13 protein-coding genes and 1 pseudogene are annotated in these 22,574 nt (G+C 43.2%); 4 read left to right on the forward strand and 10 right to left on the reverse strand.

Features of this window, described 5'->3' with window-relative positions; genetic code table 11:
• Positions 1-309: 309 nt before the first annotated feature.
• A complete protein-coding gene (locus tag HOP08_16000) occupies positions 310-540 on the reverse strand; it encodes a hypothetical protein (protein NOT76431.1) in 231 nt (76 codons plus the stop codon).
• Positions 541-710: 170 nt separating this feature from the next.
• On the opposite strand from HOP08_16000, the gene HOP08_16005 reads away from it, so the two are divergent.
• Positions 711-1,298, forward strand: coding sequence for a hypothetical protein (locus HOP08_16005; protein ID NOT76432.1), 588 nt, complete (start codon positions 711-713; stop codon positions 1,296-1,298).
• A 2,527-nt stretch (positions 1,299-3,825) separates the two neighbouring features.
• Here HOP08_16005 and HOP08_16010 read toward each other — a convergent pair.
• Entirely contained in the window at positions 3,826-4,554 is a 729-nt protein-coding gene (locus HOP08_16010) for a hypothetical protein (protein ID NOT76433.1), read from the reverse strand.
• 576 nt (positions 4,555-5,130) lie between these two features.
• Here HOP08_16010 and HOP08_16015 point away from each other — a divergent pair.
• Together HOP08_16015 and HOP08_16020 are read left to right on the forward strand one after the other, a co-directional pair.
• Positions 5,131-5,415, forward strand: coding sequence for a helix-turn-helix transcriptional regulator (locus HOP08_16015; GenBank protein NOT76434.1), 285 nt, complete (start codon positions 5,131-5,133; stop codon positions 5,413-5,415).
• A gap of 280 nt (positions 5,416-5,695) precedes the next feature.
• Complete coding sequence (locus HOP08_16020) at positions 5,696-5,992, forward strand: hypothetical protein (GenBank protein ID NOT76435.1); 297 nt, start codon at positions 5,696-5,698, stop codon at positions 5,990-5,992.
• 373 nt (positions 5,993-6,365) lie between these two features.
• Here HOP08_16020 and HOP08_16025 read toward each other — a convergent pair whose 3' ends face one another.
• Positions 6,366-6,758 carry a hypothetical protein gene (locus HOP08_16025; protein ID NOT76436.1) on the reverse strand — a complete coding sequence of 131 codons (393 nt, stop codon included), beginning with the start codon at positions 6,756-6,758 and terminating at the stop codon, positions 6,366-6,368.
• A gap of 514 nt (positions 6,759-7,272) precedes the next feature.
• The gene (locus HOP08_16030) at positions 7,273-7,746 is read right to left on the reverse strand and encodes a hypothetical protein (GenBank protein ID NOT76437.1); all 474 of its coding nucleotides are present in this window, start codon (positions 7,744-7,746) and stop codon (positions 7,273-7,275) included.
• 763 nt (positions 7,747-8,509) lie between these two features.
• Between HOP08_16030 and HOP08_16035 the strand changes: the two are divergent.
• Positions 8,510-8,842: pseudogene (locus tag HOP08_16035) on the forward strand (helix-turn-helix transcriptional regulator).
• Between the two features lie 49 nt (positions 8,843-8,891).
• On the opposite strand, the gene HOP08_16040 reads toward HOP08_16035, so the two are convergent.
• From HOP08_16040 to HOP08_16065, 6 genes are all read right to left on the reverse strand, one after another.
• A complete protein-coding gene (locus tag HOP08_16040; protein NOT76438.1) occupies positions 8,892-9,293 on the reverse strand; it encodes a hypothetical protein in 402 nt (133 codons plus the stop codon).
• A gap of 5 nt (positions 9,294-9,298) precedes the next feature.
• Entirely contained in the window at positions 9,299-14,644 is a 5,346-nt protein-coding gene (locus tag HOP08_16045; protein NOT76439.1) for a hypothetical protein, read from the reverse strand.
• A 10-nt stretch (positions 14,645-14,654) separates the two neighbouring features.
• A complete protein-coding gene (locus HOP08_16050) occupies positions 14,655-15,098 on the reverse strand; it encodes a hypothetical protein (GenBank protein NOT76440.1) in 444 nt (147 codons plus the stop codon).
• 35 nt (positions 15,099-15,133) lie between these two features.
• A complete protein-coding gene (locus HOP08_16055) occupies positions 15,134-18,868 on the reverse strand; it encodes a hypothetical protein (GenBank protein ID NOT76441.1) in 3,735 nt (1,244 codons plus the stop codon).
• Positions 18,869-20,603: 1,735 nt separating this feature from the next.
• Entirely contained in the window at positions 20,604-21,392 is a 789-nt protein-coding gene (locus tag HOP08_16060; protein ID NOT76442.1) for a hypothetical protein, read from the reverse strand.
• Positions 21,389-22,567, reverse strand: a complete 1,179-nt coding sequence (locus HOP08_16065; protein NOT76443.1) for a CHASE2 domain-containing protein — start codon at positions 22,565-22,567, stop codon at positions 21,389-21,391. Before HOP08_16065 ends, HOP08_16060 begins: the two co-directional genes overlap by 4 nt.
• Between the last annotated feature and the right edge of the window lie 7 nt (positions 22,568-22,574).

Here is a 22,574-nt window from a genome sequence, read left to right on the forward strand (position 1 = left end):
GCAACAAACGCCCCAAAAACAGATAGTTTTTTAGTACCATCACCGTAGCTATAAAACCCTGTCCCTGCCATATAGCCTTTTAGTGCTATCAGGCCACGCCATATAGCCTTTTTTAGTGCTATATGGTTCCGTTTTAGGCTTATAGACCTGGATTAAACTGGAGACCAAACCAGACGTTCCCCAAAAAACCACCAAACCAACTTAAAAACGCTATTTTTAACTCCTTACCTCCAAATCCACATCTCCTTTTCTTTGTTTTTAGCCCAATTTTAGGGTTTTAAGAGGTATTTCAGCTACGTTCTTCGGACCTTACTCGTACTTTTCAGCTACCATTGCATGCATTCTCTGATGTTTCTCTGATCGCTCTCTGATGATTCTCGGATAAAAACGCTGCTTTCTCTGATGATTCTCTGATTCACCTCGGATCGCTCCCGGATTCTTCTCTGATGTTTCTCTGATCCATCCCGGATCATTGCCCTTCGACTCTCCTATTCCTCTCTGATCCTTGCCGATGCTTACCCGGATTCTATTCGGAGTCAAGCCGGATTCTATTCAGACTCTATCCGGTCTCTATTCAGATTGTTGGCCTATTGCATGTTGATTGATGTAGAAATCGAAGGGACAAAAATTTTTTCATTGCGTCCTGTTGAATGATTTCAAAAAAACTGTTAAATTTTCTTAGTGGAAATTTCATAAACGATTGATCTCTTATGAAGAACGAAGATGAATTCAAGGTGAAGGCTTACACGATGCAGCAACTTGCGGACTGTTATCATACTTCCATGTGGACATTAAGGAGATGGCTCAAGCCTATACAGTCGGACATAGGAAAACGAGTGGGGCATTTCTATACACCGAAGCAGGTGCAAAAAATTATAGATCACTTGGGAGCGCCGTTCCTTGCGATCGCGGCATTCTTCGGAAGCATAACGAGTGCGTTTGGTCGCAGATCAGATGCAAGTTCAACATACACTGCTGAAAATATGGAGATAGATGATCATGAAGATTTAGTGGATACAGATCTTTCTGATTCATCATGGCCAGGCTTAGCGACCTATCTATCCTCTGGCTTGCTGATGTACATTGCGTTTGGAATTTTCAGACGTCGCAGACAAGTGTCAATGATGACGAACAACAAAACCACTGGCATCGCAGCATTGAGCATGGATGAAGTCAGCGAGGCAAGAATTTATCGTCGCGCGATCTTCATTATACAAGTATGCATTGCATCAGCGCTGGCCTGCGGCTGGGCGGTGTATGCGGGATATCATTTGGGAAGGTTGATATTGAGTTATTAGTACACCGTACTTCCGGCGCGAGGGCGCGCATCTGCTTCATAGCGCGTGCCGTAGCAAACTATATCAAGTATCCTTGGCGCGACGGCTTCGCCGCGTGCCGCTTAATCGTTAACAAGAATCCATAATACCATTTCAGTTTAAATGAAGAAATATGGTATTTAGTTTAAAAAATCCAGATCCATTTATCAACACTTTCTCTATCGGATTGAGAGTACCCTCCATTAAACTTTTCTTACTTTTCTTTTGCTCGCCACTCTAACCCCGCGCCATTCGTGGACGCCCACCCGCCACGGCTGTCGGGAAACATTCACGGTTTATGTTATAGATTATGTTTCAGTCACTCTCAACCTATACAGAGCACAGTACATTGGAGAATTAAAAACAGGCCGCTCCTACGGAGCTTATCCAAAATACTTAACAATAAATTTCTACAAACAGGTCGCCCCTAACGGGGCTTATTCAAACTTGTAAAATCTCCATAATTGTGATAACACCACATTGTCAAATAGTTACTTATTCGTTTATAGTCAAATGGATTCCGAAGCCCTGGTAAGGGCGTCCTGTTTGTAGTATGAAATTTATGTGGAGTGTACCAAGCTCCAGAGGAGCGGCCTGTTCTTAATACAAGCGAAAAAGCAAGTATTCTTTCAGATTAAAAGTACCCTCCATTAACTCTTCTTACTTTTCTTTGCTTGCCCCCACAAAGCAATGCGCTTGTCCGACCTGTCATCCGGACGGGCAGCGATACAATATCAACCATGTTACATATCCCGCTACTTCTGCGCATGCTTCGTGGTTGCTCGCAACTCTAACGCCGCGCCATTCGTGGACGCCCACCCGCCACGACTGTCGGGGAACATTCACGGTTCATGTTATAGATTATGTTTCAGTCACTCTCAACCTATACAGAGCACAGTACATTGGAGAATTAAAAACAGGCCGCTCCTACGGAGCTTATCCAAAATACTTAACAATAAATTTCTACAAACAGGTCGCCCCTAACGGGGCTTATTCAAACTTGTAAAATCTCCATAATTTTGATAACACATTGTCAAATAGTTACTTATTCGTTTATAGTCAAACAGATTCCGAAGCCCTGGTAAGGGCGTCCTGTTTGTAGTATGAAATTTATGTGGAGTGTACCAAGCTCCAGAGGAGCGGCCTGTTCTTAATACAAGCGAAAAGCAAGCCATTCTTTCAGATTAAAAGTACCCTCCAATAACTCTTCTTACTTTTCTTTGCTTGCCCCCACAAAGCAATGCGCTTGTCCGACCTGTCATCCGGACGGGCAGCGATACAATATCAACCATGTTACATATCCCGCTACTTCTGCGCATGCTTCGTGGTTGCTCGCAACTCTAACGCCGCGCCATTCGTGGACGCCCGCCCGCCACGGCTGTCGGGGAACATTCACAGTTCATGTTATAGATTATGTTTCAGTCACTCTCAACCTATACAGAGCACAGTACATTGGAGAATTAAAAACAGGCCGCTCCTACGGAGCTTATCCAAAATACTTAACAATAAATTTCTACAAACAGGTCGCCCCTAGCGGGGCTTATTCAAACTTGTAAAATCTCCATAATTGTGATAACACCACATTGTCAAATAGTTACTTATTCGTTTATAGTCAAACAGATTCCGAAGCCCTGGTAAGGGCGTCCTGTTTGTAGTATGAAATTTATGTGGGGTGTACCAAGCTCCAGAGGAGCGGCCTGTTCTTAATACTAGCGAAAAGCAAGCATTCTTTCAGATTTGAGAGTATCCTCCATTAACTCTTCTTACTTTTCTTTGCTTGCCCAAAGAAAAGTAAGGCAAAAGAAAAGGCCCCACGAATGCTGCGCGTCTCTGATAGTTTTGCTCTTATTCTGATCATTTGGTGCATCGCCTTACGCCGCGCCATTCGTGGACGCCCACCCGCCACGGCTGTCGGAGAACATTCACGGTTCATGTTATAGATTATGTTTCAGGCAGTCAAACGATGCAGAGCGCATCTCGTAAGATCGCTGGACCGGATTTGCAATCCGGGCCTCACCTGAAACACCATCTCCCAACGAAGGAAGATTTTTAATCCATACCATATCTTAACATTAACTGCGCTCTGAACTCAAGAGCTTCACTATTCAATATAGCAAATCTTCATGAACCGTTTTCATGAAGATCTTACCATGATAGAATGATGTTAAAGTGAATATTAAGAAAGGATTACAAGGCCGCACTTGTATAAAAAGGCTGACTGTATTTCCTGCACGCTTTGCAGTAAAGTTTTTGAATTCCATTCTTTTGACGACCTGCTTTAATGCAGGTTCCATGGCAACGTAAGCATGTTTTCAGCAGATAAAGTATCGCACGAGGTAAAAAATACTACCACCGTTGCTTGGAGAGCAATCATTTCATTCTCTTCAGGGCCTAAGTACCATCCATTAGTCAGACAGAGCCTGGATCATGCTGCCTCATTCTCAATTACTTAGGTTTTGGAAATGGAGAAAACAGATAAAGTATATCACAACTAAAAAGCCTTCGCGGCTTAATAATATTCGTAATCAAAGAACTCTGTTTCGGTGACCGTGCCCTTATCAGAAAGAATCTTAGCTGAATCTAACCTACCATTATTAAAATAAAGTACGTGGTCAAGTAAATTTTCGCCACCACCGTTATAACGCTCTTCAATTTTTTTTATCACTCCTCCCTCATAATAGTATGACCAATTTTTCATAAGACTTTCGGTTACGAGATCAAACCTAGTACGCTTTACAAGCAACTTACCCTCATATCCATAACTATCGATGTAACTATTCCTTAAATTGATTTCCTTCAGCAATACGTTCCTATTGTCGAATATGAAAACTGCAAAAAAGGAACGTTTTTGATCGACATCTACTACATTTCTATCTAAATCAAATTTCTTAACAGCGCTCCATTTTTGAATCAGAATATTTAAGTTCGTATCGTATGAAATCTGATAATGCTCTAAAAGATCATTATAGCTTTGATATCTTGTGGCAAAATGATTACCATCATACTCTATCTTCTCAAAACCAAAAATGCTCCTTGTCTCAACAATATTTCCACGCACATCAAATCGTGTCGTATCATAGGTATTAGACTGCGTTCTTTTAATTAAGAGTTTGATCTGCTTGTCGTAAAAAGAAGAGTAGTAGGGATCTGAAATAGATTTTTCCAAAAGCCGTACCGGTTCCTGGTCAGCACAATTTGACAAAATAAAAAGCAAAACAAATGCGTATCTCTTTCTCATTCCAAAATAATATTTAAAAATGCTTTAATTCTTGCCGTATGTTTCTTTGGGCTTTTCTGAACTGAACCTTGATTGCATGACTTTAATGAAGTATGGGTTATTCTTGGCTTCATAAAGTTGATGAAACCCTCCTTTCTGATATTCGCTTTGGGTAGCATTTCCAGACGATAATACTCCCAGCTGGTCCGGATATGTCAATCTTTTGCAATTATCTGAATCACCTGGGATCGCTGGTCGGGATTTGCAATCCCTACCCTCCTTAAAAGACAATCTCAATTTGCTTGAGGATTTGTAATTCATCCTAATCTTAAAGTCTAACGTGCCCGGCATTCGAAACCAACTATTCAATATAACAAATCTTCATCAACCTCGCCATTGTTAATATTATCACCAAAACAGGCAAAGTGGAGATCAGGTTTATCCGACTACCTATCAACTCACGCCGAGCGCAGATAAAGTAAAGATTGGGCGGATCACAGATCCGTGGTTCGGGGACAATGTATTCAATGAGAAGGTCGGGATTACACATCCCGACCAGCTGCAACAAGGCTTTTAGAAGCAAGGAAACGGAAAGGTATCTCCCAGGATGAGCTCGCAAAGCACTTGGGAACAAAAGGCCCGGCCATTGGACGATACGAGCGCGATGAGATGAAGCCCTCTATTGAAGCAGCCGCCAAGATGGCTGAACTATTGGATATATCGCTCGATTACCTGGTAGGTAAAACCGATGTGCTGTTAGACAGCAAGATCACAAAACGGATTATGGAGATTCAGAAGCTCAGCGCGGATGAACAAAAAACGGTATTCTCTTTTCTCGATGCCTTTCTAAGAGATACTAAAACACGTAAAGCGTACGCTTAAAAATATAAAAGCCCGGAACAACCCGGGCTTCTCTCTTTCTTCTCAAATAAACTTAGATCAATTTCAGATTGTGCTCTAATACCCCTAATGTCACTGGAAAAAGAAGTGACACCAGTAAATATATTCCTATCAGCCAACCATTTCGTGTCCTCTTATCTACACTTTCCTCTTTCAGTTTTCTCTCAAGATTTTCTTCATCAAAATTCCGTTCATATTTATACCAATTAAATATACCCAACCCAATCAGCAAAGGTAGAAATGCAAATTTGGATGGGATAGGATGAATAACTCCAAGGATCAAATTGAAAATGTAAAATTCAAAATCAATAGTACTGTGGTGAAGGCAATGGGGGATTATTTTGGCTATGAGCAGATTACCAAAAAAACAGTTGGGGATAAGCTCACATACTATACCTTTCTATTGAAATATGACAGGCAGCCCATACGATTCAATTTTCTTTTCTACAGTCCAAGCGGTAACGGTCAGTGGCGACTGCAAAATTTCAGCTTCGATGATAAAATTCCAGATGAATTGGAAGAGGCATCCAAACTAGTATATCAGCTAATAGAAAAATAAACTACACGCCTTCAAACAGCAAAAATATTTGCCATACCGTTGTTGCTAACGTTGCGACAGACAACAAAATGTAATTAAAAAATCCCTTGAGTATTTCTTGGTAAGAAAGATTACGGAAAACCATTGGCAAAAGGAATTTAAAAAAAAGCAAAACAAGCAGATGGGCTATCAATAAATATATTGACGACTGCACCAACTCCAAGTTTAGTCCCTTGTTTATCCAAGAAGCTATAGCTACAATTAGAAAGAACAAGTAGAACGATAGAATGAAGTTCCTAGAGATTTTCAGTCGATCCCTTAAAACAAAGATTAAGTACAACCCCATATTGAGGGTGATCAAAACTAAACCTGCAAGTATTTTATCCATTGAATATTAGTAAGTAATTTGTATGCTTAGACCACCTCCAACAACTAATCCGACATTTGCCTGTAATCCGAGTCCTTGTGAATTTGCCTGGACAGATCCTCCAATGTGAGCAGATCCGCCTGTTACCACTGCTTTTACTTCTAATCCTATTCCAAACAAACTAACACCACCCTTTCCTTCAACTTTACCAGCAAAGGCACCTGCATTTAGGCCAACTTCAAGACCTTTATTTAACGCAATGTTTGCATCTGCTTTGAACGCACCACCGTCTAATTTTATCCCACCATTTAAGTTGTTTTTTTCACTACCGATTTGAACTTTAGCCTCAGCTGTAATTGCAGCTCCCTCTGCTCCTAATTTACCTACTAAGCCTTTGTCCCTGCTAAGCTCACCTTTCATTTCAGACTTTACACCCAGCTGGTCCGGATATGTCAACCTTTTGCAATTATCTGAATCGCTGGGATCGCTGGTCAGGATTTGCAATCCTGACCTCTACATAAACCCAATCTCAATTTGCTTGAGGATTTGCCTGCCTGTCCGGTAGGCAGGTAATCCATCCTAATCTTAAAGTCTAACGTGCCAGGCATTCGAAACCAACTATTCAATATAACAAATCTTCATCAACCTCGCCATTGTTAATATTATCACCAAAACAGGCAAAGTGGAGATCAGGTTTATCCGACTACCTATCAACTCACACCGAGCGCTGATAAAGTAAAGATTGGGCGGATCACAGATCCGTGGTTCGGGGACAATGTATTCAATGAGAAGGTCGGGATTACACATCCCGACCAGCTGCTACACTTGATAAAGTATATTCGGACTAGCGGGAACCCGACCAGCGATCTCACTTGATAAAGTATATCCGGACTAGCGGGACTAGCTGGAAAGGATATCCTGACTAGCTGGATCATTAATGACTTTCCTTAATAATATAATTATATTTATGTTCATTCCTCCATTTCATTTCACGTTCCCGAAATCTTGAGACGTATGTATCGAGTAAAGAATCATTACCCCCACGAATTAAACCTGTCGTATCCAATGAAATATCCAAACGATAATAATCAGACCTTGAAAAAGAGTTCTCAATAAAAAATTCATTTTTATCCTTCCATTCAAATTTGTAATTAATTAATAAATGGCCATTAGAATTAAAGAATATAAAACTATCCTTTTCAACCTTAAAATCTCTTTCAATTTCGCCTAGAGCGTCTGAGTACGCCCAATAAGTACTTTTAGTAATAATAGCTTCATCATAAATCGAATCGTTTGTTACTATGAACCATATTCCTGAAATATCCACCTTATCATAGTGAGGTTTTTCCGTATTGTTACACCCGAATAATAAAATAATGACTAAAAAACTTATTAATTTATTTTTCATGATTTCTTTATTTTCCTCTAATCCAATCTTTTATTGTTTGATAAACATAAATATCCTTAATATATAAAGTTCCTAGCCTTTGGGAACTTTTCGTATTACCATAAATTGCAATTCCCGTTAGTCCGGATATGTCAACCTTTTGCAATTATCTGAATCACTTGGGATCGCTGGTCAGGATTTGCAATCCTGACCTCTACATAAACCCAATCTCAATTTGCTTGAGGATTTGCCTGCCTGTCCGGTAGGCAGGTAATCCATCCTAATCTTAAAGTCTAACGCGCCCGGCATTCGAAACCAACTATTCAATATAACAAATCTTCATCAACCTCGCCATTGTTAATATTATCACCAAAACAGGCAAAGTGAGATCAGGTTTATCCGACTACCTATCAACTCACGCCGAGCGCAGATAAAGTAAAGATTGGGCGGATCACAGATCCGTGGTTCGGGGACAATGTATTCAATGAGAAGGTCGGGATTACACATCCCGACCAGCGGCTACACTTGATAAAGTATATTCGGACTAGCGGGGGGGTTCAAGCGCTCGTAAATACCGGTTCACTCTCATAGGGTTCCTTCTAAATTTTTCACTGATCTGCTTGGCGTAAAAGCTTTGCTCTTTCTTGGTATTGATTTTCAAGCGTTCAAAAAATTCTCTCAACTCTCCGCTCAGTTCATCACTCTTTCTAAGCAAGCTTTCTTTCACTAACCAGTTCGCACAGGCGATATCCGTCAGGCTTTTACCCCTTAAAACTGAATGATTATGACTTTTGGAGAGAAGCTGGTGTACTGCAGAAAACAGAAGAAGGCTTCCCAGCAGGAACTGGGAAAGCTCTCCGGCATTTCCGGGGATATCATTGGCAAGTATTAACGTGATGAGATGAAGCTCTCTATCGAGACAGCTAAAAAACTGGCCGATGCCCTTGATGTTTCACTCGACTGCCTTGTCGGTGATGCTGAACTTAAAATGATCGATAAAAAAACACTCCAGCGCATTGAAGATATTGAGAAGCTCCCAGAGGATGAACGTAAGGTAATTTACAAAGTCCTCGACTCGCTCCTGCGCGATGCTAAAGCTAAACAGGCTTATGCTTAAAAAATAAAAACCGGAGCAATCCGGTTTTTATTTTTTCATGAATCAACGTTTAGATACGTCCGTGATTTCGAAGGTCGGCTATCACCAATGTGCCGAGCATAAAAGCAATCGACAATATGATGTAAAGCTTTATCGAGAAGTTCCATCCCTTGTACTTCTCTCCGTGCTTATCAAAATCATTGAACACTTCTTCGTAATATTTATTTCGGTATAGGGATAAGTAATTAAATGATCCGATTACGGCATAAAGAATCAAGATCGAATACTTACTGGCTTTAAATATAAGATCATGTACGGAGCTGATAAAAAAACCAGATGTGCCCAGTATTGAAAAAACATTAAAACTTGCCAGTACCATTGTTCCTAAAAAGGAGAACAGTTGAGGCATATTGTCCCTCTTTCTACTGTAGTAACTATAAATTCTGTAGTTGAGATAAAAATACCAAGTCATGCACTTTAAGGTTTGTTCCAAAAATCATTTCCGCTTGCCTCCAGTGCCCACTTGCCAACAAAGTAAGCTCCCGACACGCCCCATCCAACAACAGGATAAAAGGCAACGCCTCCCATAAACAAATCCAATCCGCCTTCACCAATCAAACTTTTCTGACCTGTATAAATCTCATACCCGGTCATACCGACACCAATAACTCCAAGGACTGCACCACCTACTTTCAAAGTATTTGCTGCACCTTTAACAAATCCTGTGGAAGCCCTCACTGCGCCAAACGGTGTCCTGAAATTCATCGATGGCGTTTTCACGCTGAAGCCTTGGTAGCCAGTCTTTGTGAACTCGTAGGCAAGACGCTTATCAAGTGCTCTTCCTAAACTAAAGGCTGCACCATCGACTGCCATGCCGATGCCAGTCATATAGTTCGATAAAGTGTTCCATGAATCTGATCCCTGGCTGAACCCAAATGATGGTGGCTCATTCCCCTGTGTTTGTTTTATAAAATCATTTAAATCGAATACAACAGTTTCCCCAATCAAACCTCCATCACCATCATGACTCAGTTGTGAGAAAAATAACAAGTTGCCATAGCCTCCAACAGAACTATTATTCATAGCATTATATTTTGCTATTGCTTCGTCCAGACTTCCAGCAACACCCTCGGCACCCCATCCATTGAATTTCGTCACGTACGCAGCAGCAGCAGCAAAAGCCTCAACTCCTGAATAAACACGAACCACAGGGCCGTCCCCACCTTCTCCTCCACCTCCACCGCTGTCTGCAACCAATGTTTCCATAAATAGAAGATTTCGGTTCGAAGCCCACTGCGCCTGAATGTATGAATACACTGACTCATATGGATCCGAGCCATTAGGATCATTCATTAATACAGGATTGTTAAAAGAATAATTGTATGAACTAATGCTGCTGTACTTATGCGCCATAGGATCCATCTGGTTCATCCTTGCCAGCCCGGGATCATAATTTCTATAAGTAAGATCATAAAGACCTGAAACCGGGTTGGATTCCGTACCTCCATTGTATAAGAAATTATTGGAGGTGTTTGATCGTGTCCAGCTTCTTGCCGCCTGCAACCCAAATGGGTAATATTCATTTGACTGCACGATGTTCGTCGGTGTATGCGTTATCTTGAAGTCGTCGAAGTACACGTAGTTGTTGCTCGGGTTCTCATAGCTAAGGTAAGCAAAAAGATAACCCGCTTCTTTCACCGTAAACTGCGGAATGGAGACTTTCTGCTTTGAGAAATTTGCCGTCGCCGGCACAGCAGACCATCCCATATCCATCACTTTGTAATTCTTATCCATCAGGATATAATTAAGAAATGCCGCCGGCCGGCTGTCACCCGGATTACTGCCCATTCCGAAGGCTCCCAACGCCGCATCAATACCATCATAGATCAGGCCGCTTTCACCGCCACCCGCACTCACACCTCCAAACGCGCCCGCGATCGCCGTGATCATCGCCGATGCATTGACGTTGCTGGATCCATATCCGCTGCTGCTTTCAAAATAGCTGTACACTTCCAGATCAATCTTGTCGCCCGGATAAACTTTCATGCTTTTGGATGGTCCTACCGGTGTGGACTGGTTCATAGGTACTACGTTCGTTCCGCTTGGTGTATGATTTGCCGATGGGAACGAGCTGATGCTGAAATCTCCTGTAAACGAATCGCTGTCATCGCCGCTATCCCCTTCAAAGGTCGCTGTAAGGGAAGCGGCAGTAGGTGTCGCAGACGTAAACACCACACGTGTATTTCCCTGGTGATCAGCAATGGAATACTGATACTCCAGTCCGGACGCATTCTTCACTACACGTCCTTCCGGTGAACTGAAGAAATCCAGTGTGCCGTTCTGATATACGAACGTACCAACATAATCGGTCGTGGATACCAGTGTGCTGCTGGTGTTATAGTTCTTCACTGTAAGCTTTGTGCCCGATGCATCATAGAGGTAAGTGATGAAATGTCCGTCGGTAAATTTCACCCTGACCACCTTTCCAAGGTCATTGTATTTTATACTATCGATTCCTTTGTTTTGATCCGCCGTAAGACTTCCGTCACTGTTATAATTATACTCCGTGGTTTCGGAAGCTCCGTCCTTGAAATCGCCAATGCCAACGGAAGGTAATACAGCATCGTCTACTTTACTTAACTGATTGCCGCTGGCATAGGTATAGGTAAGATCATCCAGGGACTGTGATGCATGAGTGACCGAGGTGCCGCTAAGACCCTTTTCATTCTGCTTCCGAAGAAGGCTAAGGATGTTACCGTTGTGATCATAGGTCATTCCTTCATTGAGCGTGTTAACTTGCTTGTCCCACGCGGAGGTACCGTACGCCTGAAAAGTAGCCTGCAGCAACCGGTCACTCTTGTCGTACGAATACTTATAGCTTCGCTGTCCGGCAGTACCTGATTCTTCACCGAATGTTTTCCATTTAAGGGCGCTGATGTTTCCGTTGTACATGGCAGTGTTGCTCATTCCGGCACTGCCTTCATACGCTAGCTCCATACCAAAGTAGTCGTCCGTATCATTATTTAAAGTACCGTCATTGCTGAGTTGAGAATTATTGATCGAAGTCAGCCATCCACGAATACTATATCGAAAATCTACGCTCTGAAGGTAACTGCTACCGCCCGTGTTGTGCAATTGCTTATCCACCAGCTGGCCCAACTCATTATAATTATACTTAGCCACGATCTGCTCTGCATCGGAGTTGTTCTTCTGCTTGATGGTGAGCACTCTTCCTGCATGGTCATACGTGTAGGTATTGAGAACGGTAGTCTGGTTGGAGCCTCCTGCGTTGTGATAAGTCTTTTTCTGTATCACTTTGCCATCAAAGCTATACACTGCGGTGACAAGGTTGTCGATCGTAGCTGAAACGTGGTTATTACTTTTCGTCTGGATAGCCCTGCCCATTTTATCATAAAAGACATAGTCATACAGCCAGTCGGTTGTTCCCACAATGAGTCTTTTGGATCCGGTAGGAAAGCCGAAACTGTTGCCCTGACTTCCTTCACCGGTCAGACTTTGACTGGTATAGCTATAATCGTCCGATCCATTAAAATCAAAATCATAATGATCATAGTAATTGACAGATATCACCTCGATGGATCCGCCGGGTTCATTGGCGGTAGGAAAACTCTGGTTGGTGTATCCGTGAAGCGTGGTGCCGCGTTCTTCATAATACGGATCGTTTACATCTGAATACAAGGGCGATACAACATTGGCTTGTATCTCAGAGAATAGTGTATCAGTAGTATTGGTATAGAACCCGGTCATTACGGGTCGGGACTTTGAATCGTATTTTACAAAGAGCCACTTGTGCGAGGTCCGCAGATTGCCATCCTGAATAAGCACTAACCTACCCAGTCGGTCGTACACATAATAAGTGCTTGCCGCGCCGGGCGACTTTTTCATCACAAGCTGATTCTTTGAATCATACCGGTAAAGAAAGCACCACTTGTCGCGAAAGGCAGTTGTATCCCATGAGGTACCAGCATTCAATGCTGCGGAAGCAGACGGCGGCACTTGCAATCTCAGATTACCACGGATGTCATACACATAATAGGTCTCAAGCCAGGTAGTAGAGTCAGCCATATCGCTGGTCTGAACTCTCTTTAAAATGCTCTGGCCCAAGGTATTGGAATATGCAATCGTTTTGTTTCCATTTTCATCCTTGACGATCGTACTGGCAAGCGTATTCGCGCTGTAATATCCATCGGGTCCGTCGGGTGTCCATTTACGTACCTGGAAAGAAGAGTTGTTCACGCGCGTAGCTGCTGTTACAGAATGACCTCCGCCGGGCTGCCATGCTGTGCCGAAGGATCCTTGTTCTGTCGCACGTCCAAGAGCGCTGCTCTCAATCAACGCTTTTGAAAAAGGGGAAGAATTTACGGCAACGGCTGTCGTGCCATCATAAAAATTCTTTTGATCACTGTTTGAGTATCCACTTCCGCCATCCAGCGCAGTAGTTCGTCGCCAGCCATTTTTTGAAGTGGCTGCATAAGGAAGATATGTTATCGAGCTCACCGAATCGAAGGCAGCTGGCTGAATAAGGTCCTTCATTAAAGGGCTTTGTCCAATGGCAATTGTTTGAATGCCGCGACCAAGACCATCAACATACTGAATAGACTGTGCGTACTCGGATGACTGCAGACTATAAATACCGGAGGAACTGGTCACTCCTGATTTTTTAATGATGATCGTTCCTAACGAACTAGCCGTTACATCCTCATTCTCCCCAAGACCATAAACACGGAAGGAAGGTGATGTTGCGGAGGTTCCTATTCCGGAATAGGTTGCACGAAACTGATATAGTCCAGGTTCGACAGCAGCATAAGTAGTGGAAGTCGCATTGGATGGAAATCCATTAGTCGTGGTAATATCCATTGCATCTTTGATCCATTGTATGGAAGCAAGAGAGCCTGGATTACTTTGAAGGGTGACGGAAGAGCCAATTGAAACTGTGGGGGTCGAACTACAGGTCACAGATAAAGTAATAACAGTAACAGTAGACGACGAAGTGGACAACACACTGGCATCACAATTCGCAATTACATTTCTTCTGAAACTGGTCGTTAGGGTAAGGTTGCCTGCCTGGTAACTTGAACTTGTGGCACCTGATATGTTTGTCCACGAACCACCACTGGGCATACTCTGCCATTGAAATGTATAATCTGTTCCGGTAGTGGTGCCAGGCAATGTACTATTGGTAAACTGTGCAGGCGCCGTTCCGCTCCAGACATTTGCGGATCCACCACCAATGGTCCCGGCGCTCGTTACCGATCCGGCTATTGTAACCGTTCCGCCAATAGTTTGTGCTGAGCTCCAGGTGTAGTCATCATAAATACATCTGGCGCGGAGGTATAATGGGCCGGGAGAAGTAATGGCTACTGATGATGCATAACCCAACGCTGTTGAAGTTCCGGTGGACGACGTCTGCCAATACCATCTGAAGTTTGATCCCGGATTAGTGGTGCGTGATACTGTAGTACTGCCGCAATTATAGGTGTAGCCAACACCACTGGCGGTGGGTGTAGGAACATCTATGGTGATCTCAAGGTAGCCGGAATAGTAATTATCAAATGTGGAAAGGCTGTAAAAGAGACCACCGGAGGCATAGAATTTAACGGTTGCAGAAGACGCACTACTGATTTGAATTTCTCCACCACTCCAGTAATATTCGTCGCCGGACGGGAACACCTCCATGGAAGCGGTGTAAACATTATTGGCACCGACGGTTACCGTTGTTGGCCCGTCGATCGTTGCAACTCCTGCTTGCGCAGTTACTACACTTAATAGTACCAATAAAATCAAAAAGCCAGTAGTTTTCATGAGCAACTTTTTATTTTCTGACGAACACAAGTTTCGAAACCAAAGCAGTTTCCATTTTTTCCTGAATCTCAAGGGTGAGCACATTATTATGGCGGCTCATGGTATACTGCTTTGGAACCTCATCGATGGTGATGGTCACCACACTTCCGTAGAGTTCCCACGTGCCTGTCTGGATCTTTTCACCTGACCTCCCCTGCCAGCGCACCTCTATTATATTATCCTGTTTGAAATGAAATTGTTTGGAGGAGTAGTTGCTGGAGATGTCATTCTTCATCTGCTGAGGCATCTTGTCAAATCGCTGCTTTTCCGGTTGAGTCATCGCGACGTAGATCTTCTGCCAGTCCATTTTCCATTCGCCTGTCAGACTTTTCTGAGCTTTTACATTCTGTGTGGCAGAAATAAAGATGACCAAGAAGAACAATAGTGCCTTGAATGTTATTTGCTTCGACTGCATAGTTTTCTAATTTGAGATTTTTGTTTAATCGACTTTCACTCGCAGTAAAATGTTTCCGATACTGTCACCATCTCCGCCACATCATAATTGCCCGTGGCATGGTTGTAACACCTTGCAATAATGTCACACTTAATTTCTGCCGAGCTTACACCACCTGACAGTATAGCAGCCAAGTCAATAACTAGTGGATTATTAGCATTAATAGTCACAAGCTCATATTTAGTTGCACCCACCATGTAATACCAATGCAGGGTAGTCCTATCCGGATCATAGCATCCGGTTATTGCTGCATTAATTTCTCGCGGATCAGAACTTAATGCCCCACAGTTGGAACTAACGATACCTCCGTTTAAGATTTCAAAAGTTGATGTAATGCGGTATAAGGGGTGAATTGTTACTTCAGTAATACTTGTTCCTGCAGATGTAGTGGCCGAAAGCTTTACCTGGTAATCCTTGTTCTCAGTGAATGAAGTTACCAGAGTTGAGGATGTTGATCCCTGCACCGCCCCATCAACATACCAGGCATAAGTAACTCCCGTCAGACAGGATTCTTCTATTGAAAAGGTGACGGAGGTTCCGCGCCAGATAGAATTTCGGGCAGGACTGAATGTGAAATTGCTATTTGCAATCAGGAGGCCCGGATTTTTATAATGATATTTTTTAATGGCAACAATGTCTTTATCCTGATTGCGGATTATTGAAGGACGACCCATATCGTCGTACTCCTGGAAGGATGTCATTCCCCGGCTATCCATGGTCGCTGTTTCTCCGTTCATTGGCTCAAGCGCATGAACCTTTACATCTGCAGTTTCAGGATAGAACAGAACGTTATCGATCAGGATGGTTGCCGACGATGTGAGAGAGAATGAAAAAGCTGAAGATATCGCAGACATATCAATGCGTTTCTCGATGTATTTCCACCCGGATGAAGTATAGCTGACCGTATTCGCTGTTCCACTGTTAATTGATACGCTGACGGTAGCATTCGAAGCGCCTTTTACCCAGGCTGAAAACCTGTAGTACACTCCCGTTCCTCTGGCAATGCTGCTTTTAGTGATGCTGTTGGAGGAAGTCATGGAAAGACTTTTTTTACCAGACCATGCGTCAGTAGAGAGTGTTCCTGTATAGGAAGGTCCGCCTGAAATTCCAGGTTCAAAATCAATAAAGACCAGCTGAGATGGAAGCGCGTTGCTTATCTCAAGAACGGGAATGGTTCCGTTGTGACCGATGACGGCTGACGAAATGTTACGGCTGCGGTCGCGCTGAACAACCGGCAATCCGGCGCTGCTATATTCATCGAAATATCTTACAGGATAGTATCCGGAAGAAGCAACAAAGGCCGATCCTGAAACAGTGGACTGTGAAAAAGAAGCAGTGGATCCAAGAGCCTGCTGCTGTGCGGGAAGTATTCGTCCGCCACCGAATGAATTTGAGAATATTGTCAACAGACCTCCGGTAACAACGTCGTCCTGCTTGGATACTATTTCGACCGGCGTTCCATGCTGGTTATTGGTTACGAGACCGTAGATCAATGTCGACTGTGTATCCGATCCGCCGGAGGCATAATCCTTTGCATATTTAATGAGCTGTGTTGAAACAATGCCGTCACTATTTGTGACATCAACTTTGTTGATCATTTGAGCTGCACTCAGCGTATAGGCATTGACGGTCTGAATGGCTTTTGTTGTATCACTGGAAATCTGATCATAGATCTTCGTCGTTTCCGAAAGAACTACTTTGTCAACATTGCAAAGGACGTTGTATTTGGTATAAATAAATCCATAATCGAAACGCAGACTGACCACACTTTCGGCCGTAAGAGTAGTACGCTGATACTGATAGAGTTTTCTTTGCACCAGCTTTCCACCTGCGGTATAAAACGAAACCCTTTTCGGAAGCCCCCTTTCAAAATCGTAATTGGTGTTTGGAACATAGGGATAGTGGTAATATCCATTTTTATTTCCGGAGCCAAGACTCACGCAAGGATACACTCGTGCAATCCTTGCATAACTGGCTTGAAAATCTCCTGAGTGTAATTTCGGATACATTCCGGGCATCCGGAATTCCTGCACAATTTTTCCTTTGCCATCCGTTAACGTTTCAACACGGGAATATAAAAGGCGCTCTTCAGGCGCAAGATTATCGGGTGACCAGGCAGGGTACCCTAAGGTCCTTATAACGAACATCGGACGATAGGTCCACTGACCACTCGACGTGCCATCTTCAAGACGGTACCTGTACCGGATGGTAAAAGGTTGTGATCCATCTCCTGCAGTCGTCTTTACTTTTCTGACGCGTGGTCCCCCTCCCAGTATAGTGCTATTGGTCAACGAATCATAATAATCCGACGATTCATATGTAATCAGATTATAGCCACCTTCCGGGAATATCATTTTCTTCAGATTGCCATAATAAACTTTAGAAGTATCCACTCCACGGGATGCGGCTGATAGCATAAGCGAGTAATCTGTAGCGGGTGCGATACGGTAGATCTCTCCGTCTCCTGCTGGTTCAGTTGTATAATAGATATCCGGCACATGGGAAGTTCCTGAGGCGTTATAGTAACCAAGAAGATCCTGCTTCAGATCGGTATTAAAAGGAATATCCGAAGTACCATTAACGGTGTTCACTCCATGGTACTCAAATTTGTAGCCAGGGTAGACTTTACAATTAACGTCTTTATACACACCCACCAGAAAATTTCTTGTCACTGTGGATTGAGAGGCGGAGCTACGAACGTATGCGTACTTGAGATTTATTCGTTCTACCTGCGAATAGCTCGCATCACTTACACTGACGGAATTGAGTACGGATCCACTCCATGAAAACGTCGCCGTCAAATTTGATCCGGTGATCGTCAGAAGAGATTTTCCTGTTGTCTTATTTACAGTAACATAGGTGGAGTCCACCACTGAAGATCCCAACGTACTAACCCGTGTGAAAGAAGGATTGTGCTGGAGGAAATCATTCCCATAGCCGAAAGAAATCGAACCACCGGAAGGCGATGTCATTTGTGTGAGATACCATGACTGATAAAACGTAGTAGGTGTAAGGTATTGAAGAAACGGTGTAGTTATGTTCAAAACGGATGACCCGGGTGCAATATCCCATGTATAGGTTTGCGCTGTAACCTTGTCGCCGGCCGAGAACGTGTATTGTATTCCCAGGTTATTCGTAATCACAACCTGAGAGATGAGACCGTCAGTCCCACGAGTAACATCAATCCTAAGATCCTGATAAGGAATGGTGCGGACTAATTTTTCCTTGTTAAAAATGAACTGTCCGCTCAGGCCAGGAGCATTGAAAGAAAAGATATCTGCTTCCGTATCATCCGTATATCCAAAGCCATTGAGGACCGCCCAGTCAGCTGCCTCATCTGTACAGTCTCCAAATGACTCATCTGCCGAAGGAGTGAATTCGTATGGGTGTTCCGCTAGGTCGGAATGCAGCCATCCATTCTTGGTATTATATCCATCTTCCGAAACAGAACCAACATAGTCATCGGGAAGACCTCTCAACTCTCTCCTCACCGCTCCTCCTGCATTTAACATCCAGCCTACTCCGGCAGTACCTTCTCCATCATTGACTTTAAAACCGCTTCCATATATCAGTGATACAGGAGCAGCGATGTTGCCAGACTTTATAGTAGCAATTGGTAATTGTGTAGTAGCTGTTCCGGTTAGAGGCATTACCTGTACGGTAGATTGAGCTGCAACATGGTGGAGAAATAAAAAACCACAAGCGCCTAGTAAGTAAAGTATTCGGTTCATAAGCGGGTAAGATCAGGAGGTTATCTTAGTTGTTATCAGCGAAACATCGCCTCGTAAACAGTGATTCAATATTGTTAAAAGAAGAGATACTCGTTTTTAAACCCCAGGAATAAGAGAGAGTTTAAGAGGCTAATAATTGATTGTTATTGGCTGAAGGTATTGAAGGCTAGTACCTTAGGTATCTAAAGGATTCTATAGAGAAACTAAAGGATTATTTAGATTCTGTTTAGGGGGACTTCGGAACGAAAACCATTAACTTTACAATATGAAAGCAAAATATCTGATCTACCTGTTTTTAATAGATACTGCGCTCTGCCTGGTATTCTATCTGCCTTTCATCCTGTATTCGAAGAACCCCTCCCACTAATTTAGTATTGGGTGGCGCTGTATTTGTTGGTTGTCTGTTAAGTGTGATGATTGCGAACAAACAAATTGTAAAGATCTCAAAAAGGGAAACTGCAAGCAGTTAAGAAAAGTTGGTGCGACGGCTTTGCCTCGTGCTGTTGAAACCCCGTTGGCAAATTAAAAACAGGCCGCTCCTAAGGAGCTTACACAAATACTTTACAACAAATTTCTACAAACAGGTCGCCCCTAATGGGGCTTATCCAAATTTGTAAACTCGTTATAATAATGATAACACCACCTTGTCAAATAGTTACTTATTCGTTAATAGTCAAATAGATTCCGAAGCCCTGTTAAAGGCGTCCTGTTTGTAGTCAGATTTCTACGAGATGGTTCCTAACTCCAGAGGAGCGGCCTGTTCTTAAAACAAGTGAAAGCAAAGTACTCTCAAGTTATTAACTTAAGATAGCAGAAAATCATAATTAATGGGACGGGTCGCAGACCCCGACCAACAACAAACCTCCATGAAGTTAGGAGTTCCCTTCATTAACTCTTCTTACTTTTCTTTGCTTGCCCAAAGAAAAGTAAGCAAAAGAAAAGGCCCCACGAACGCTGCGCAGCGAAATATCACTTAGTTCTTTTCTGATCGATCGTAGACTGCTTTACGCCGCGCCGTTCGTGGACGCCCACCCGCTACGGCTAACGGAGAACATTCGATATTCAGATTTGAAGATTATGTTTCAGTTAGTCTAATGGTTGAAGAGAACGTATTGGATTGAATTGTCTCCGTGGGAAAAAGTAAATCACACTTGAAACTAATCTTTCCCCAAAGGAAAACTTTCCAATCATCACATAAGGCGCCTTGGTATTTTGCCGGGTGGTGCGGAAGGATATGCGCGTGGCTAAAGACCCAGCGCCGGTGTGATGATGCAGCCATGCGGCTGTGGAGCTTTTAAAAATCTTTCAGTGAGTATAAATATTACTCAGTTACTTAGTATTCAAAAAGGATTTTTAGAGTCCCCCATACTAAATCTTCTTACTTTCTTTGCTTACCCCACAAAGCAATGCGCCTGTCTGACCAGTCATCTGGGTATGAGCGATGCAAAACTTCTTATGAGGACATTCCATTGCGCATGCTTCGTGGGTGCTACCCGCCACGGCTGACGGAGGACGTTCGGGGTTCAGGTTTGAAGATTATGTTTCAGTCAAGGGATGCAGTCCACATCTGATCAAATACAGTATCGCACAAAAGACAATTAAAAACAGGCCGCTCCTAAGGAGCTTACACAAATATTTAACAACAAATTTCTACAAACAGGTCGCCCCTAGCGGGGCTTAATTGGTTACCGACGGCACGCGGCGGAGTCGTCGCGCCATGAGGCCTGCGCTGCCCTTATTGTTTACTCTTATACCACTTCTCAAAATCAACTACACTTACCTTTCCATAGCAGTCTTCCAGATATTCTGCCACTTCTTCTTTTAGTTTTGAAGCGGATGTGTTAGGTGGCATGTTCTTTACAAGGATATCGATCTCTGCTTTTAATCTGGTAAGATCTGGTGTCGAAATGGAAAGGTTCGTTACTTGCGTAATAGCCTTGTCCTTGCTGTAAAACAGTCGCAGGTCGGAAGCGGCCGAAAGTGCAATCGGCTTTCCATCCACCGCAAACAGCTCGGCTCTTTTGATGATGAGACTATCTGAGACATTCACAAGCTTTTTATTGATGTCTTCATTGTTGAAACGATAGCGGATGAAAAAGAATGCGTTCGCTCCCATCGGGAATGCCGCCGCACTGACTTTATACTTCAACTCCGACAGCAGCACCACCGAATCCTTAAAGTAAACCTGTATGTCATGCGCATTATTGAAGTTCCCACTCCGTGTACTGAGTCTGCTCGTACCAGGAAGAAGGATGTCTTTCACAATCGCCATGAGCTCTGAAGAACCTTCCGATACCTTGGGCTTAATAATAAAGCGCCCTGACTTTGCATTCACCACCGCCACCGCATCGGATTCAGTGCTGAACACCAGCTTGTCGCTTTGCTTTACCACGTCGTTCATCTTCAACAGCATGCCCGTCTTCTGAAACGTCACTTTGCCCCTCACCTGCAGGACATAGTATTCCTGAGCACAAACAATATGAGAGCAGATCAACAGCAAAATTACCAGGGTGGCCTTTGTCATGGATGGGATAGTTTTAATTTTCTTTTCGAATCTATGTACTCGATCACATATTCCGCGAGACTGAAGTAAAGACTCATGATCAATATATTTAAATGAATTCCGAAGACGAGATATGACACGATGGACATGATCAGCAAAAAGAATGCATACTTCAGGTAATCGAAAATAAAGGATCCTGCTTTGCTTTTCTGTATCCACTGAATCACACGCAGGTGAACAAGGCTTACATTTCTGATCAGCACATAAGAGAACAGCAGGTAGCATGAGAAGAGGTACAGAAAGAACCAACCGCTGAGATTGTTCTTATTGTCGCGAAGGTTGAGATATGCATTTAAATGGATCAATGGCCCTGCCGTGGTACCATAGATCGTCTGATGCAGATCTTCTTCCAGGAAATCACCGACCACAATGATCTTGTCTTTCAGGATATCCCGTAGGAGCGGATCAGGAAGTTCAAGCAGGTTACCCAGATGGAATGAATGATATCCCAAAGTATCATCGCGGAAAATATCATACTGACGGATGGGGAATTCAATGATAAAAGACTTCAGTGCACGATGGTCATTCTTCCTGTCGAACAGCAATCCGGAAGTATAGGAAGCATGGTGAATGTCCTTATACATTTTCAGAGCAATGGTGCTGCATGTGTCATACTGAATGAACTTATACTTTAAGAAATTCCCGAAGTCGGAATCATAATCTGAAAAGGCAGTCGGTACTTTTATCACGGGCATGGTCATCACACCCTCAACTGCGTGAAAGGGAAATACAATGTTGCTGGTTCGCTGTACGTTCTGCAACAGAAGACTGTCGGCTGGAGAAGACTGCTCCAGGAATACATCACAGACAATATACGTGTGATTATTAAAGGCCGAAGTCTTTTCAAACAGCTTGGCCAGGCTTTCCCGGTTGGTGATGGCTTCATTGCCAATGCTGAAGCCAAACTCATCGAGCTTTGGGTTCAATGCTTTTTCGTAGGAGACGTTGATCAGCAGGAAATCTTTCCGGGAAGGCTTCTCTTCCAGGCCAAAGATCACATTCTTTAAAACGGATACACCTGAAATGATGCTCGATTCGTTTTCATACGAATAGGAAATGCCCAGCAAAAAGAAAGAAAAGACAACGAGGAACAGTGCATGAACAGTGACAACCGCAATGAATCGAAATCTTTTCAAACAAGTC

The organism is Cyclobacteriaceae bacterium (assembly GCA_013141055.1).
In the GTDB taxonomy this organism is placed as follows: domain Bacteria; phylum Bacteroidota; class Bacteroidia; order Cytophagales; family Cyclobacteriaceae; genus ELB16-189.

What these genes read in the sequence shown, in the direction of transcription:
- HOP08_16060 (NOT76442.1), bottom strand. Translation starts at nt 21,392, where the DNA reads ATGACAAAGGCCACCCTGGTAATTTTGCTGTTGATCTGCTCTCATATT.
- HOP08_16050 (NOT76440.1), bottom strand. Translation starts at nt 15,098, where the DNA reads ATGCAGTCGAAGCAAATAACATTCAAGGCACTATTGTTCTTCTTGGTC.
- HOP08_16055 (NOT76441.1), bottom strand. Translation starts at nt 18,868, where the DNA reads ATGAACCGAATACTTTACTTACTAGGCGCTTGTGGTTTTTTATTTCTC.
- HOP08_16020 (NOT76435.1), top strand. Translation starts at nt 5,696, where the DNA reads ATGAATAACTCCAAGGATCAAATTGAAAATGTAAAATTCAAAATCAAT.
- HOP08_16045 (NOT76439.1), bottom strand. Translation starts at nt 14,644, where the DNA reads ATGAAAACTACTGGCTTTTTGATTTTATTGGTACTATTAAGTGTAGTA.
- HOP08_16040 (NOT76438.1), bottom strand. Translation starts at nt 9,293, where the DNA reads ATGACTTGGTATTTTTATCTCAACTACAGAATTTATAGTTACTACAGT.
- HOP08_16025 (NOT76436.1), bottom strand. Translation starts at nt 6,758, where the DNA reads ATGAAAGGTGAGCTTAGCAGGGACAAAGGCTTAGTAGGTAAATTAGGA.
- HOP08_16010 (NOT76433.1), bottom strand. Translation starts at nt 4,554, where the DNA reads ATGAGAAAGAGATACGCATTTGTTTTGCTTTTTATTTTGTCAAATTGT.
- HOP08_16030 (NOT76437.1), bottom strand. Translation starts at nt 7,746, where the DNA reads ATGAAAAATAAATTAATAAGTTTTTTAGTCATTATTTTATTATTCGGG.
- HOP08_16005 (NOT76432.1), top strand. Translation starts at nt 711, where the DNA reads ATGAAGAACGAAGATGAATTCAAGGTGAAGGCTTACACGATGCAGCAA.